Genomic DNA, 16,079 nt, shown 5'->3' with positions numbered 1-16,079 from the left:
TGTTTGCAAAGCCCCCCACTTTCGTAGGAATGACACCGAAGCGATTTAACCTATGTCTTACATAGAACTAAGGTTAAATTTTTTTGGATAAAGTTTAAAATAATAAACCATTAGAAAAAACGTTATCGCTCCAGCTAAAATTGTGGCTGCAAGCATAAAAGTTTTTACTAATAATAATTCGGAATAATAATATTCAGAACAATAGTGCTTAATCACCCAAATTACTAGTACCATTATTACGCAGCTGAATAAAATCTTGCCACAAAAAGAGTATAATTTTGAATCAATGAAAGAATGACCATATTTCTTTGTATATATATATAACAACCAAACATTATACCAAGCGGTAATAGAGCAGCCAAGAGCAATACCAAGATGACCAAATGGTTTCATCAGAACGATATTTAATATAGTATTCACAGTAAGAGAATATAATGTTATTTTTAAAGGAGTTTTCGTATCACTATTAGCATAAAATATAGGCATCAAAATTTTGGCAAGTATAAAAGCTGGTAAACCAAGGGTAAAACCGGAAATAGCTTCAGCAGTTTTAATTGTATCAGCATAAGTAAAAGCTCCACGCTCATATATTACATGAATGATTGATTCCGATAAAGCGATAATACCGAACGCAGCTGGCAAAGATAATAAAAGTCCAACTTTAATAGCATTATTTTGAATCCTTGCCGCTTTTTCTAAATCATTCATTTGGTATGTTTTTGATAATTCTGGTAATAATATCGTACCAAAAGTTACCCCTATTATAGATAAAGGAAATTGGTATATTCTATCTGCATAGGATAATATTGAAATTGTCCCTTCGATGAAGCTAGCTATTGATTGCGAGATAAATAAGTTAAGTTGCTGAAATCCAAAGCTAATAGTCGCTGGACCAATACCAAACAAAAACTTTTTTACATCTTTATTACATGGGTCAAAAACTAGTGGGAATGATAAACCAACCCTAATTACACAAAAAAACATAAAGATAATTTGTAATAACCCAGCAATCAACAAAGATAAACTAATCGATATAGGAGTAGATATATGTTCTTGTAATATTACTGTTGTAATTATAACAGTAATACTTAAAATGATCGGAGAAAAAGCAAAAGCTGCAAATCTTTTTACTGAATTTAAAATTCCCCCTAGTAAAGCACTTACCGAGATAAAAATTAAATATGGCATGGTAATGCGACACAAAATAACTGTCAAATTAAACTTGTCTATATCTTCATGAAAACCAGGAGCAATGATGAACATTAATGATGGCATGAAAACCTGCATTAACACTACTACACTTACTAAAGTAATAAGTAAAATAGTAAAGATAATTCCAGTGAAATGGCGTGCTGCTTCTCGAGATTCTATGAGTTTTGTATTAAAAATAGGTACAAAAACGACTGAAAATGCCCCTTCCCCAAAAATACGCCTAAATAGGTTGGGTAATTTAAAAGCAACATTAACACTATCAGCAATATTACCAGCACCAAATAATGAAGCAATGAATAATTCGCGAGCTAAACCAAATATACGGGAGATTAAAGTAAAGAAAGATACTATAATTCCAGAACGAAATAATGTATATCCTTCGCCTTTCATTTAAGCTGCCTCGATATCATGTAAGCACTGTTCTTCACCTTATCGTTTTCGGTCATAAAGCAAATGCCAATTATTGATTTTCTATCTTAGTAGATACCCTTAATATACCTTCATTAATCAACTCCTTAGCTTTTTGAGCATTTTCCCAGCCAGTTACCTTCACCCACTTACCTTTTTCTAGATTTTTATAATGTTCAAAAAAATGTACTATACGTTGTTTCAACATCGGACAAAGATCATCTAAATCTTTTATTGAATCAAAAGTAATATCTAGCTTAGAGCTAGGTACAGCGATAATTTTTTCATCCAATCCAGATTCATCTTCCATCATTAAAACACCAATAGGGCGTGACCTAATCACAGAGCTAGGTATGACAGGATAATGTGATACAACCAATACATCTACCGGGTCTCCATCCTCTGATAAGGTGTGCGGAATAAACCCATAATTACATGGGTAAAACATAGCGGTTTGCATAAACCTATCAATAAATATTGCTCCTGATTCCTTATCCATCTCATATTTTATAGGACTATCTTGCATTGGAATCTCGATAATCACATTTATCTCTTCATGACCAACTTTGGTCTTAATTTTTTCAACTAACATCACTTTACCCAATTAATAAATAATTCATTTTGCATTTTTGCAAGCAAACATCTACATAGTGACTAATAAATGGCTTTAAAAGGTTTTCGTCGCTTATCTTACCATTTTCATTAGATGCCACTAATACTCCAGCAGCAAATTTTTCAAATATTTTTTCTTCAATCTGTTGTATAGAGTTGTGTCCATCTAATAGTTCAATAATATGTTCTTCATGTAATTGCAATGGAACAACAGCATTAACTCGATTTGTCACAAACAAATTAGTTGAGTCTAATTTTTGGGCTTGATATCTTGCTAAATCGCTTACTTTTGGTTTGGACGAAATGTCATATATTGACTGAGGTCTTGTTGCAAATATTTGTACGTACCCTTGTAACACTAGTTTTATAATTACAGAATCTAATTCTTCTCTAATATCTTTAAGCTGTAATTTTTCTAATTTTTTCATAGCCAATTTACAAATTGGATCCAAAGTCAAAGGATTACCAATATTATCAGCATAAACATAGAAAACTGCCTTTATGATAGGAGAGGACGTCGAAATATTAGGGGATTCTGAATTATTATAATGAAATCCCAAACTTGCTACTGTATTATTCATATCCACTTCGTTTTCAGACATGACTGGTATAATTGTTCTCGAATCCGTTATTAAAAGTAGTATAAAAATCACTTAACTTACTTGGTTCAATTGTCCTATTTATAGTGACATTATTGTGCATAACAAAGTAGTCCTAAATTTACGATTAGTGATAAAATCCATATATTGTTTGGTTCTAACAATATCATTTATCGCTTGTAATTGCTCTGCAGCCTTGGCAGGTAAATTACCGAAAAACATCGCAGAGAGTGTAGAATCCCCAAGGTAATTTAAATTATGTTTTCTAGCTGTACTTATAAATTCATTGAAATAAAAAGCTGTATTTTCTTCTCCAAGATATTCATGTAGTAAATATGAATCATTTGTAGTTTTAAGAAGTTTAGTTTCGTGTTGTAAGAATTTAGAATAAGAATTCTCTGAACCTTCTAAAGAATCAGTAACAAAATCTAATAATAATTTAGCTTGTTGTATTTTACTATGGTTGTCAGTAAAGGTGCTACTGTGAAACATCATCATATCTCTGATAGTTTTTTGCATATTCCAGCCTGGTAGAGGTAGAGTATTATAACTAATAAAGACAATACCGTTAGGGTTTAATAATTTATTGCAAATTTCAAAAATCTTGTCCTTAACTATAGTAGACACCCACGAGATTACTCCATGGCAAATTATATAATCAAACTTACCAACTGACTCATCAAGATTTAGTATAGATAAGTGTTTTAGTTCAATCTTTTTAAGACCTAAACTCTTAATTATTTCCATGCCATTAACAATTTGGACCTTTGACAAATCAATTCCTAAAGAATAAGATTTTGGGTAACTTTCAGCAAAATCAATCATATTGCCACCTTCAGCACAACCAATATCAAGTATCCTAGCAGTATCTATAGCAGGAGGTTTCATGTTAAATAATAGGCCAATAGTTCTTAAATGTTCCGGTCTTGTATAAATAAAAGGAAAACTTTCATAAGGGAAATCATCAAAATTAATATTATTTATTTGCTTTTCTAGTAAAGTGTTATTAGGATTATTTTTTTGCCCCATATATTGGCTCCATGGTAAAAGTAATAATTTCTAGTGGATTTAGTTATTTTAAGCAAGGATTTTCTACATTTCTATAGGATACCTAATTAAAAGTATCTACGATTAAAATTAAATTTCTTTTGATGTTATTTCTTCTTGATCTTTTTACAGTATTTCCTTATATTCATGAGTTGTTTTTATATAAGTGAGCCTTTTAAAAGCGGGTGTAGCTCAGGGGTAGAGTGCTACCTTGCCAAGGTCGAAGTCGAGGGTTCGAATCCCTTCACCCGCTCCAATATAAAAATTGGTTCTAAGATAATACATATTCTCTCTACGGAGACGACCTAAATATGTCTGGAATAGAGTTAAATAAAATTGCCGCTTCTATTTTGTTAGCCAGTTTAATTGCAATGATGGTAGGGTTTATAACAAATATTTTGTATAAGCCTGTTTTACATCCTGAATCTCGAGGTTATAGTGTAGAAGTAACAGAAGATTCTCATAGTGACCTTGACTCTAAAGCTACTGTAGAAGCACCAGTGAATATAGAAGAATTGATGAAAACTGCTAATGCTGAAGCAGGAAGGGAGATAGCAAAAAAATGCCTAATGTGCCATTCTCTTGATAAGAATAAAGCTAATAAGGTTGGACCACATCTATGGAATATCGTTGGGGCAGAAAAAGCTAAAGCAGAGAATTATAAATATTCAAGTGCTTTATCCAGCAAAGGGGGAATTTGGAATGAAGAAAGTTTATTTCATTTTTTGCATAAACCTAGTCAATATATACCTGGTACAAAGATGACTTTTGCTGGTTTAAATAAACCTCAAGATATAGCTAATGTTATAATGTTTTTAAAGACATTTGTTCATGACTAAATTCTCCCTTGATACCTCAATTTCGGATTAATTTCATTAATCCGAAATTGGAATGAGAAAGTAAACAATCAGGCTTAAAGCGGTTTGACGCCTGATTGTTAAATATTTCATTTGCTAATAATCTTATTTTTATACCAATAAAAATAAGATTATTAGCGATAATAGATTAAAATGCATTCGTAGAAGCACTGCAAGAATGCATTCTTCTGATATTATAGCCAGTTTTGGATTAAAATTAAAAATTTTAATCCAAAATTGAGGTTTGATGTACGCGAATTTGGGATAAAAATTTGTCACTTCTTATCCCAAATTCGGTGAAATCATTTATCTATAGAAGGTATCCTATGATCCTATCTGAAATTTCAATAGTAGAGTGGTGGCTGATCGCTGGCGTTATTTGTATAATTATAGAATTTGCTAACATTCCAAATGTTGGTTTTTTATTTTTGGGTCTAGGTGGAGTATCTACTGCAATAATATTAAACAATTACCCGGGTCTTTTAAAATACCAGTATATAATTTTTGGCTTTGCTTCTTTTATGTGGCTGATTACCTTATGGTATCCGCTAAAATTTTATGTTTACAAGAAATATGATAAGTACGAATATTCTGATATGGTTGGTAAGGAAGTAGTGGTATACAGTAATGAACTTCTAGTAGGGGAAACAGGACAGGTATTGTGGTCAGGAACTATTATGAATGCTAAACTCAGCAAAGATACTATAAAATCAGTACATAAAGGAGATATACTCCGCATAGTGCAAGTTGATGGTAATGTGCTTATATGTACTGCAAGAAATGGGAGTGTTACGAACTGATTTTTTTTGGTAATTTTGTTATCAAAATTTGCTTTTGCTCTATAACAATCGTCTGTGTATGCGAAGCACAACTGTTGAAAGTTTACAAATACCTATACCACAGCGTCATATATGGATGAAGCCCATATATGACGTGTAGAGAAGGTGTATACTGCTCGTAAATGAAGAGTTGGTAGACGATATACTCGATGAAAATCAAGAATTGCGTCGTCATTATCTAATATCTGCGGTGTGCACGTACTATACTCAAATGATTTGAAGAATTGGATTTGAAAATGAATGGTGAGCAAGCGGAGCGTATATGTAGTCACACTACTGGACAAAAAGGTTAGGTTAGTTGCACAAAGTGTAACTTAAACAATTTTATGATTAAGGAATCAAAAAATTGCTTAGAACGACTATAAGCTTGTTTAATTGATCTTATACCTAACTGTAGTACAGAATAACTCCTACATCCTAGCGTTTTCTTCATTTTTATCGGTTGCTCTTGCTCTCCAATTGCTCCTATTTTTATTGCCATTGCATATACTGTAAATAAACATTTTATAAAATTCCCTATCTCCTAATATTCCCTCTATCTTTTCCTTACCAAATTCCTCTATAAATTTCGATATTACTGCAATTTGATCATCTGCCGTACATGCCTCCTTTATAAGGAATTATTTTATACCAATTGCAATAATGAACACGGTGTATTTATCCAATCTCTATACATAATTGATTTTACTAAATCTACATTATGAGCAAGTTGATTCCAAGCGTAACAAACCATAGTAACGATATCTTCATATACACCATAACATTGGTTAGACAAGAAATGATTTTTAATCCATTCCCAAACTTGTTCCATTGCATTAAGTTCCGGTGCATAGGGCGGAAGCGGTATCAAAGTGATATTGCTTGGCACAGTTAGTTTTTTGGCTGTGTGCCAACCTGCATTATCCGTTAGTAAAGCTATATGTCGGTTGCCTTGAATACTGCGAGAAAGCTCTTCTAAGAATTTATTCATTGCCTGTGTGTTTGCATATGGTAAAATTAATGCACAAGCTTCTCCTGTCTCATGGCAAGCAGCTCCGTAAATATATGTTGAAATAAATTGCTGTTGCCGAACTTTACGGGGTCTAGTGCCACGCTTAGCCCATATACGAGTTAAGCTACCTTGTTGCCCAACTCTAGTTTCATCCTGAGACCATATATCAACTTTACATCTATCGATATTTTTGCTAATAATTTTGTTAACATGTCTGGAAAGTTTTTTTATATCTATTTTGAGTCTCTTGATTTGATTTTGGATGCATTGAACGAGAAGTAATCCAGCTAAAACCAAGGCGGTGCATAGTATTGTAGACTGTTTTTAAAGCACATTTAGCACCATATTCCTCAAGTAACATGATATGTAGCTCTTTTCCAGTTATATACCCACCAGTTTTACTTTTACTGAGCGTATTGATTTTATCAAAAAGAGCAGATTCTTGTATAGTGTTAATCTTCCTAGGGGCACCGCTTCTTTGTGATTCAAATAATCCTTCAAAACCATGATTCCTAAATCTTCTGAGCCATGATTGCACAGTTTTCCAGTGTGACTTCACTATTTCAGATATGGCTTTAAAAGATTTGCCTAATTGAAGGTGATACATCGCCAATAAACGTATACGATTTCGACCATGCGGCTCATGTTTCATCATTTTTATAAAATCATGACCTTCAAAACCTTGCGGTAATATTAACCTAGCTATTTGAGTACCTATTTATCAGTTAAAAACCCATTTTATAACACCGTGTTCATTATTATAATTGGTATAATTCCCAAGTGGTTCTATCTAAGTGTTATTAATCACTTGAATTCTTGATTTTATTAACTATAGAATATATTTCTTTTTTGCTGTAGCTTCTTCCAAAATTTTCATTAGCTATATCTGTGACACTTTTTGCACTCCATCCTTTAGATAAGTATAAATCTATAAATTTTTTTAAGTCATCTGCAAGAAGAGCTTTATGAGGTTCAGAAGCACTAGAAATTAGCAGTACTATTTCGCCCTTGATAATATTCCAGTTATAGAAATTTAGCACATCTTCTATTAACCCAGACTTTACTTCTTGATAAAATTTAGTAAGTTCTCGTGCTACACATACCTCCCTATTACCAAAAACAGTAAAAGCTGTATGTAGCGATTGTTCTATTCTGCTAGCAGTTTCAAAAAAAATCAAAGTTGCTTTTATATTAGATAATTCTGTAAAAATCTTCTTTTTACCTTCTGTAGTTTTTGGTAAGAATCCAGCAAATAAAAAGCGATCTGATGGTAATCCAGAAATGGTTATAGAGGTAGTTAATGCCGAAACGCCCGGCACTACATCTATGTGATAATTCAGTTTCCTTAAATCCCTGACTAGTTTATAACCAGGATCAGCAATTAACGGTGTTCCAGCATCGGATATTAGGCTAACTATTGCTCCATTATCAATTAATGTGCGGATAAATTCTCTTTCTTGATAATCACTATGATCATTATATACTTGTAACTTAGTCTTTATATTATGTTTTGCTAGTAATTTTCTTGATATTCTAGTATCCTCACACAGTATAATTGTAGAATTTTTTAACGTTTCTAAAGCCCGGAGTGTTATATCATCTAGGTTACCAATAGGTGTTGAGACAATGTATAGCCCTGGTTTAAAGATCATAATTTAATCCTATAAGTAAGCATTATGAGCAGTATAAAAGACTTCCTGCATAAGTCAAAGATAGTTGAAAGATTTTTAGGAGAAATGAAGTCAAGTCGAGCTGCGTACTCCTCAAATGTACGTAAGGTACTAGGGCAAGTTCCAACGACAAAATCACCAACTAGATTGACTTATGCACAAAAATTTTTAAAGGCTACCTTATCATTCATATGTCTTGTCTCTTTATTTTCTTGCCAATCTAATAAGGAGACTGTTGTTCCTAGGTCAAAAGAAGTTGCTCAGGAAACTCTAGAAGTGGCTATTTTAATGCCCCTAACAGGAGAACATTCTACATTAGGTAAGCAATACAACCAATTAATTACAATGGGTCTAGAAGATGGCTTAAAAACTTATGTTCATGTTACTTCTTATGATGGTTCTAATGAAAAGCAGGTACTTGCTGCAATGGATAAAATACTACTACGTAAAACAAAAATTATTCTCGGACCATTATATTCAAATCTTACTTCTATAATTGCCAATAAAGCTAAAGCACATGATATTATTATCATTACCATGTCTAATAATCCTGTATTGGCAGACAAAAAACTTTTTGTATTTGGTCATGCTCCGTCAAAGCAGCTCACAAAAATAATTAATTACTTTGCCGATAATGATTATAAAAATTTCATTGCACTTTTACCTTCAGGCAGTCATGCACAAGCTATAAACCAACTTATCCAAAATATACTAATTCAAAAAAATTCTACCTTAGTGCGGAGTGAATTTTATGCTAATATACCGGAATCAATAGAAAAGGCGGTTTTAACTGTCTCAAATAGCGTTGATAATTTAAATGAAATGGAGGATATGGCAACTAAACCTGTAATTTATCTGTCAGATGATGGTAAAAATTTAGATTTGCTTTTTGATAGTATTCATAAGCATAATTTAGATAAAAAAGCAATTATAATAGGTGATAACAGAATTGATATTGATCGTTCTGAACCGGTAGATATTATCTACACTGGTTCATTGAATATTGTTAATAGTAATATAATAGAAAGGGCTAAGAATATAGGTATTAATCATTTGTCTTTCATGCATACTGTAGCTTATGATCTAGGAAGGATAACATCAAAATATATAGGTAGCAACTTTAGCGAAGAACGATTTTTAGCAGCTATTAATGGCAAAACTCCGTATACTGGTATATCAGGTAATGTCTACTTCATCGATTCAATAGCTCAAAGAGAGTATGATATAATTAAGAAAGAAGATGGCTTGTATAGTACCATGGCAAAAAGTGATAACAAATTTTGATTTAGATATAGTTAACTCAAAAATGTTTAATTCGATAATCAAGTTTTTTTCTGAAGGCTATACTGCTCGTAAATGAAGAGTTGGTAGACGAAGGTCAACTTCAAGAAGAGCTAGGAGTGTCAAAGTCGAGCAGCGGAGCGTACATTAGTACGTGAGCAGCGGAGATCTTTAGACACGACAACGCCAATTCTTGAAGTTCACCGAGTATACAATTCATGGCAGTGTATAGCAGGTAGGAATTATGTAGAAGCTACTTAAGTTAAGGTTAAATTCAATGAGATATTTTATAAAATATTCAAAAAAAACTCAGTCCAATTTTATCTTTAATTTGTTAACATTTTTGATAATCGCTAGCATCCTTATCTTTATTGCTTGGGGTTTAAAGCAGATGGCAGCACCAATAGCTGTATTAGAGCAACAACCAGTAACTCTAGAGTATAGTAATCTTTTGCAGTATTCTCTTAGAACACTGTTGAGGATGCTAATTGCGGTAATTATCTCATTAATTTTTACTTTTATTTATGCCAGCCTAGCTGTTAAAAGCAGAAAATGTGAACAAATATTAATTCCGTTACTAGATATTCTTCAATCTCTTCCTATTCTTGGATATATTTCTTTTACAGTTACAATTTTTTTAGATATTTTTCCGTCAAGTATTATGGGAGCTGAATGTGCAGCGATATTTGCCATTTTTACATCGCAAGTTTGGAACATGACATTTAGTTTTTATTATTCGCTTAAGAATATCCCACAAGAATTGCATGATGCAGCATATATTTTTAGAATGTCAAAATGGAGACAATTTTGGCAGGTCAGCGTTCCATATGCAGTGCCAGGATTAGTTTGGAATATTGTAGTATCAATATCTAGTGGGTGGTTTTTCGTAGTAGCTTCAGAGGTTATCACAGTTGGCAATACCCATATAACCTTGCCTGGAATAGGATCATATATTGCTTTAGCAATTACGCAGAAAAATCTTTATGCAATTAGCTCAGCAATTATGTCAATGTCACTGGTGATTATATCATATGATCAATTGCTACTTAGACCTCTAGTGGCATGGTCTGATAGATTTCGTTATGAAATGAATGCAGGTAATAATGCACCGCACTCTTGGGCGTTCAATTTATTTCAAAGAAGTTTGATTATTCATAAATTATTCTCCCCTATTGCTTATATTGTAAAATTTATACTTTATCTCCCCATACTTAATCGTTATAGCGAAATAAATTCAAGTTCGTCAAATAATTTTTCCAATAATCCTTCGTGGAGCGATTATTTATGGTATACTATGCTGGGCGGCATAGCATGTTTTTCAGCCTATTACATATATCATTTCTTGCATTACGATATTGGTGGGTCTGAGCTATTGAATGTATTTGTTTTAGCATCAATTACTATGTTACGTGTGGTAGTACTTATAATTCTTGCGGCAATTATATGGGTACCGATTGGTATATATGTTGGACTAAATCCTAGAGTAACAGCTATTGTACAACCACCAGCACAATTTTTTGCAGCTTTTCCAGCAAACTTATTATTTCCAATTGTCTTTATAATTATTACTCGTTACGATTTAAACCCTAATATTTGGCTTAGTCCTTTGATGATTATGGGAGCTCAATGGTATATATTATTTAATGTTATAGTAGGAGCATCAACCATTCCCAATGATCTTAAAGATGCCACAAAAATTTTCAGAGTTAGTGGTTGGAATTGGTGGTTCAAAGTAATGTTACCAGCAATTACCCCATATTTTATAACAGGAGCAATAACTGCATCAGGTGGGGCATGGAATGCTAGTATCGTAGCAGAAATTATTAATTTTGGCGATCAGAAAATAGCAGCAAGCGGTATTGGAAGTTATATAGCTGAAATGACAATAAAGGCTGATTTTAATAAAATAGTTTTAGGTATGGGCATTATGGCTCTATTTGTGGTATTGTTTAATCGTTTATTTTGGCAACCGTTAAATGAGTATTCTATTAAAAGATTTCAGCTATAATTCTATGAATCTAGAATATACAAAAATTTCAAAAAAGCCTATTGCATTTAACTGTAAAGTTATTATAATGTAATGTTTCGTTTAGCTAACCTAAATTCGGGATAAGAATTAACTAATTCTTATCCCGAATTGGCTTGTTATAAGGAAAAATGCATTCTTAAAGCGGTTTTACGAATGCATTTTAAGCCTTTCTAAAGCTAATAATTTTAATCTTTCAAAATCATGTTTTTAGCAAATTAATATTTAACAATCAGGTGAAGAACCGCTTCAAACCTGATTGTTTCTATATGTATTCCTGAATTCGATGTAACTTGTTACATTGAATTCAGGTTAGCTAGGCTAGCAATACAATGAATAATAGAATAAACAATCCATCTACGATAGTAGTTGCAATGTCTGGTGGGGTTGATAGCTCAGTAGTAGCTGCTATGCTCCATGAACAAGGCCATAAAGTCATTGGTATAACTTTACAATTATATGATCACGGTATAGCTACCAAGAAAAGAAATGCCTGTTGTGCTGGGCAGGACATTTACGATGCAAGAATGGTAGCAGATAAGTTAAACATTCCGTATTATATCTTAGACTATGAGTCTAAATTTAAAGAATCAGTAATTGATGACTTTGCTGATAGTTATATTAGAGGCGAAACCCCCCTGCCCTGCGTAAAATGTAATCAGTCAGTTAAATTTAAAGACTTATTAAAAGTAGCAAAAGATTTAGGGGCAGACTGTCTTGCTACCGGTCATTACGTGCGGAAAATCGAAGGTATAAATGGAGCAGAATTACATACTGGTATTGATATAACCAAGGATCAAAGCTATTTTTTGTTTGCAACTACCTTAGAACAACTAAATTATCTATCTTTTCCCTTGGGAGAATTAAGTAAAGAGCAAACAAGAAATATTGCTACTAGATTTAATTTAGGCGTCGCAGATAAGCCTGATAGCCAAGATATTTGTTTTGTGCCAGATGGTGATTATAGGAAGGTAATTAGTAAGATACGAACCAACGCTAATGAGAAAGGTAAAATAATTCATGTAGACGGCTTTGAACTTGGGACACATAATGGTATAATAAACTATACTGTAGGTCAACGTCGTGGGCTTGGAATAGCTTTTCATGAGCCACTTTATGTAGTAAGAATTGACCCTAATACAAAAATTGTATATGTTGGTCCAGATTCGGTATTAGATTCTACCGAATTTACTATTAAGGATGTTAATTGGCTAGCCAGAGAAATGGTTGCACAAGAGGAAATTGATGTGCAAGTTAAGATTCGCTCTACTCGTCCTGCTACCTTTGCCAAGATTAGTAAAATGAGTAATACAGAAATTAAAGTAAAATTAATCTCTGCAGAGAAAGCTGTAACTCCTGGTCAAGCTTGTGTCATATATGATAATGATCGAGTCCTTGGAGGAGGATGGATTACTAGAGAGATTGTATAGATCCAATTTCAAAAAAGTCTATTTTTATAAAATAAGTAATCTTAGCACTACAGTTGTAGTTACTCACAATGTTGTCCCTGCGAGGCTTTGCCCACGTGGATCACTAGTATGCCATTCCCCGCGTAGGCGGGAATCTATAATATCTAATAGCCTTTGCAGGTTATTTTAGACCCCCTACCTACGCAGAGGTGACATCGTTTTTACTACTGATAGTCTAGTCATACGATACTACAACTGTAGTAATACACCCTTCTAGGGTTTTCTACTATTTAAAATCGGAGGAATTAATGAGTTTTTTAACGAGGAAAAGTTTTGAATCAATAAAAGAACTAGGTAAGACTAGTGGTCTTAGCAAAACCCTAGGAGCATTTGACTTAGTGCTACTAGGGCTTGGTGCTATAATAGGCACAGGTGTATTTGTAATGACTGGTATAGTTGCTGCCACATATTCTGGTCCTGCCGTCATGCTATCATATGCTATTGCCGGGATAACATGTATATTCGTTGCCCTTGCATATACAGAGCTTGCTACAATGTTACCTACTTCGGGTAGTGTATATACCTATGCTTACGTAGCTTTTGGGGAAATATTTGCTTGGTTAATTGGTAGCGTCATTGTACTAGAACTTGGTTTTGCTGCTGGTGCTGTTGCAGCCGGTTGGTCTGGATATGTTCAGGCAATATTGTCAGCAGGCGGAATATATTTACCTAAGGCTTTAACTGCTGTACCCGCCAATGGTGGCATGATAAATTTACCAGCTTTTCTTATTGTAGTATTTATTTCTTTTATTTTATATTTAGGAACAAAAGATAGTAAAAGACTCAATGCTATATTAGTATTTATAAAAATGTCAGCTATCTTTGCTTTTATCATATATGCTACACCACATTTTAATGCTACAAATTGGCAGAATTTTTTACCTTTCGGCTTTAATAATATGCTAGTTGGTGCGTCTATCCTATTTATTGCTATGACAGGTTTTGGTACGATAGCCGCTACAGCTGAAGAATGTAAAAACCCCAACCGTGATTTAATGATCGGAATTATTGGGTCACTGGTAATTTCAACAATAGTATATGTTATAATAGCTGGGTTGGCTACTGGCATAGCATCTTTTGAACAACTTAATAATGATCAACCACTTGCTTATGCACTGAGCCTAAATAACAGTAATATTGGTTCTGCCATTGTTGCTACTGGTGCTGTCGCTGGTATGACCACAGTATTAATGATGAATATTTATGGTACGTCTCGTATCTTTTATGTAATTGCCCGAGATGGGTTACTACCTAAAAGTTTTGCCAAACTACATCCTAAATATGATAGTCCATATATTACTATCTTACTATTTTCTGCCCTTGCTGCTATATTAGGAGGATTTTGTCCAACTGCAATTCTTGTTCAGCTATCATCTATGGGAGCTTTAATAGATTATACGGCAGTTGCTATAATAGTGATGTTATTTAGAATAAAAATGCCGGGTGCAACAAGACCGTTTAAATGTCCTGCTGCATTTATCATTATACCATTTGTTTTAGTAGCTTGTCTATATTTACTAGTTATACAAATAGTTGATGGTGAGTTTAATTTAATGACTGCTGGGAAAGTGCTAATATACTGGTTTGTGGCAATGTTTGTCCTATATATTTTTAGGTCATTTTTCATAAAACGAGAGGTCTAATTTGTATGAGTGATAAATTACAATCTTTACGTGGTATGAAAGACCTACTACCTGAGGATTACCTAATTCACGATTACATAATAAACACAGCCAAACATATAGGCGGGCTTTATGGTTATCAAGCCATAAGTACACCTATAATTGAATATACTAAAGTCTTTGATCGTACACTTGGAGAGACTTCTGATGTAATAAGTAAGGAAATATATAGTTTTCTTGATAAAAGTGGTAATCATATCTCTCTTAGACCGGAGTTTACGGCTGGCATTATCAGGGCTTTTATATCTAATAATCTGCAACAAACATTACCTATTAAATTTTTTTCAAACGGTCCAGTGTTTCGTTACGACCGACCACAAGCTGGAAGACAAAGACAGTTCCATCAAATAAATTTTGAGTATATTGTTGGAGAAGGACCTAGCACCGATGCCGAAACGATTAAGCTTGCATTAGATATCCTTCAAGCTTTAGAAATAGATCAAAATACAACTTTAGAAATAAACTCACTGGGTTGTACTACAACTCGTGCTGTTTACCAACAAAAGTTGGTAGAATATTTCAATGATTATAAGTCAGAATTATCAGAAGATAGCCAAAAGCGGCTTATCAAGAATCCAATGCGTATATTAGATTCGAAAGATGAGCATGATAAAAAAATAGTTGCAAATAGTCCGCTAATGTCATGCTATTATAGTAGTGATGCTGCAAAATATTTTGACGATTTGCTAAAATACTTAGATTTACTCAATGTAAAATATATCATTAATCCAAGATTAGTAAGGGGACTTGACTATTATTGTCATACAGCTTTTGAGTTTACTACTAGCAACCTTGGTAGTCAGTTTGGTAGTCAGTCGACAGTTCTTGCTGGTGGTCGTTATGATGGGCTGAGCAAACTTATGGGAGGTCCTGAAGTAAAAGCCATTGGCTTTGCTGCTGGAATTGAACGCCTTAGCCTAATGAGAGAGTACCACATATCTAAACCAAGACCAGTATTTGTCTTTCCCATTAGCGACAATAATTTAGAATATTGCTTAATTTTAACAAATCAATTGCGTCAAAAAAATATTCCTGTTACCTTAGATACTAACGGCAAAATAGCTAAAAGAATGGTACGAGCTAATCTACAAAAGGCTAAATATGCTATTTTTGTTGGCGATAATGAACAAATGAACAATAATTTAAAATTAAAAGATCTTGATAAACAACAAGAATATATATTGCAATTTGAACAAATTATGGAATTATTAGTTAATGTAAACAAATTATAATTATATATGAGCAAATTTGTACGAGCAGATGGTAGGGTTATATATACTCAGACCACCCTAACTAATACTAATTGCAATAATTAACACGGTGTTAAAAAATGGGTTTTTAACTGATAAATAGGTACTCAAATACCTAGGTTAATATTACCGCAAG

General features: G+C 33.2%; 12 protein-coding genes, 1 tRNA gene and 1 pseudogene. 8 read left to right on the top strand and 6 right to left on the bottom strand.

Features of this window, described 5'->3' with window-relative positions; genetic code table 11:
- Positions 1–57: 57 nt before the first annotated feature.
- The 3 genes and pseudogenes from murJ to ACFE3K_RS00060 all read right to left on the bottom strand — a co-directional run bounded on the left by murJ (position 58) and on the right by ACFE3K_RS00060 (position 3,860).
- Positions 58–1,602, bottom strand: a complete 1,545-nt coding sequence (gene murJ, locus ACFE3K_RS00070; protein ID WP_375358870.1) for a murein biosynthesis integral membrane protein MurJ — start codon at positions 1,600–1,602, stop codon at positions 58–60.
- 70 nt (positions 1,603–1,672) lie between these two features.
- Positions 1,673–2,212: an inorganic diphosphatase gene (gene ppa / locus ACFE3K_RS00065; RefSeq protein WP_375358869.1), complete on the bottom strand. Its 540-nt coding sequence runs from the start codon at positions 2,210–2,212 to the stop codon at positions 1,673–1,675.
- 4 nt (positions 2,213–2,216) lie between these two features.
- Positions 2,217–3,860: pseudogene (locus tag ACFE3K_RS00060) on the bottom strand (methyltransferase regulatory domain-containing protein).
- 199 nt (positions 3,861–4,059) lie between these two features.
- Between ACFE3K_RS00060 and ACFE3K_RS00055 the strand changes: the two are divergent.
- The 3 genes from ACFE3K_RS00055 (at position 4,060) to ACFE3K_RS00045 (ending at position 5,535) form a co-directional block, all read left to right on the top strand.
- Positions 4,060–4,134 (top strand) — tRNA-Gly (locus tag ACFE3K_RS00055).
- A 55-nt stretch (positions 4,135–4,189) separates the two neighbouring features.
- A complete protein-coding gene (locus tag ACFE3K_RS00050; RefSeq protein ID WP_342260323.1) occupies positions 4,190–4,717 on the top strand; it encodes a c-type cytochrome in 528 nt (175 codons plus the stop codon).
- A 344-nt stretch (positions 4,718–5,061) separates the two neighbouring features.
- On the top strand, positions 5,062–5,535 hold the full coding sequence (locus ACFE3K_RS00045; protein ID WP_341751684.1) for an NfeD family protein: 474 nt from the start codon (positions 5,062–5,064) through the stop codon (positions 5,533–5,535).
- Positions 5,536–6,199: 664 nt separating this feature from the next.
- Here the strand turns inward: ACFE3K_RS00045 and ACFE3K_RS00040 are convergent.
- The 3 genes from ACFE3K_RS00040 to rsmI all read right to left on the bottom strand — a co-directional run bounded on the left by ACFE3K_RS00040 (position 6,200) and on the right by rsmI (position 8,217).
- Complete coding sequence (locus tag ACFE3K_RS00040) at positions 6,200–6,862, bottom strand: IS630 family transposase (protein ID WP_375358868.1); 663 nt, start codon at positions 6,860–6,862, stop codon at positions 6,200–6,202.
- Positions 6,771–7,220: a helix-turn-helix domain-containing protein gene (locus tag ACFE3K_RS00035; RefSeq protein ID WP_375358564.1), complete on the bottom strand. Its 450-nt coding sequence runs from the start codon at positions 7,218–7,220 to the stop codon at positions 6,771–6,773. The genes ACFE3K_RS00040 and ACFE3K_RS00035 overlap by 92 nt, the downstream gene beginning before the upstream one ends.
- Before the next feature lie 145 nt (positions 7,221–7,365).
- Positions 7,366–8,217, bottom strand: a complete 852-nt coding sequence (gene rsmI, locus ACFE3K_RS00030; protein WP_375358867.1) for a 16S rRNA (cytidine(1402)-2'-O)-methyltransferase — start codon at positions 8,215–8,217, stop codon at positions 7,366–7,368.
- A gap of 24 nt (positions 8,218–8,241) precedes the next feature.
- Between rsmI and ACFE3K_RS00025 the strand changes: the two genes are divergently transcribed.
- The 5 genes from ACFE3K_RS00025 to hisS all read left to right on the top strand — a co-directional run bounded on the left by ACFE3K_RS00025 (position 8,242) and on the right by hisS (position 15,925).
- Positions 8,242–9,519, top strand: coding sequence for a penicillin-binding protein activator (locus ACFE3K_RS00025; protein ID WP_375358866.1), 1,278 nt, complete (start codon positions 8,242–8,244; stop codon positions 9,517–9,519).
- A 274-nt stretch (positions 9,520–9,793) separates the two neighbouring features.
- Positions 9,794–11,524: an ABC transporter permease gene (locus ACFE3K_RS00020; protein WP_375358865.1), complete on the top strand. Its 1,731-nt coding sequence runs from the start codon at positions 9,794–9,796 to the stop codon at positions 11,522–11,524.
- A gap of 350 nt (positions 11,525–11,874) precedes the next feature.
- Positions 11,875–12,972, top strand: a complete 1,098-nt coding sequence (gene mnmA, locus ACFE3K_RS00015) for a tRNA 2-thiouridine(34) synthase MnmA (RefSeq protein ID WP_375358864.1) — start codon at positions 11,875–11,877, stop codon at positions 12,970–12,972.
- A gap of 287 nt (positions 12,973–13,259) precedes the next feature.
- On the top strand, positions 13,260–14,654 hold the full coding sequence (locus ACFE3K_RS00010; protein WP_375358863.1) for an amino acid permease: 1,395 nt from the start codon (positions 13,260–13,262) through the stop codon (positions 14,652–14,654).
- Between the two features lie 5 nt (positions 14,655–14,659).
- The gene (gene hisS, locus ACFE3K_RS00005) at positions 14,660–15,925 is read left to right on the top strand and encodes a histidine--tRNA ligase (protein WP_375358862.1); all 1,266 of its coding nucleotides are present in this window, start codon (positions 14,660–14,662) and stop codon (positions 15,923–15,925) included.
- Positions 15,926–16,079 lie beyond the last annotated feature (154 nt).

Origin of the sequence: Candidatus Tisiphia endosymbiont of Neophilaenus lineatus, assembly GCF_964264975.1 — a bacterium.
In the GTDB taxonomy this organism is placed as follows: domain Bacteria; phylum Pseudomonadota; class Alphaproteobacteria; order Rickettsiales; family Rickettsiaceae; genus Tisiphia.
This window is presented reverse-complemented; position numbering and strand designations above follow the sequence as displayed.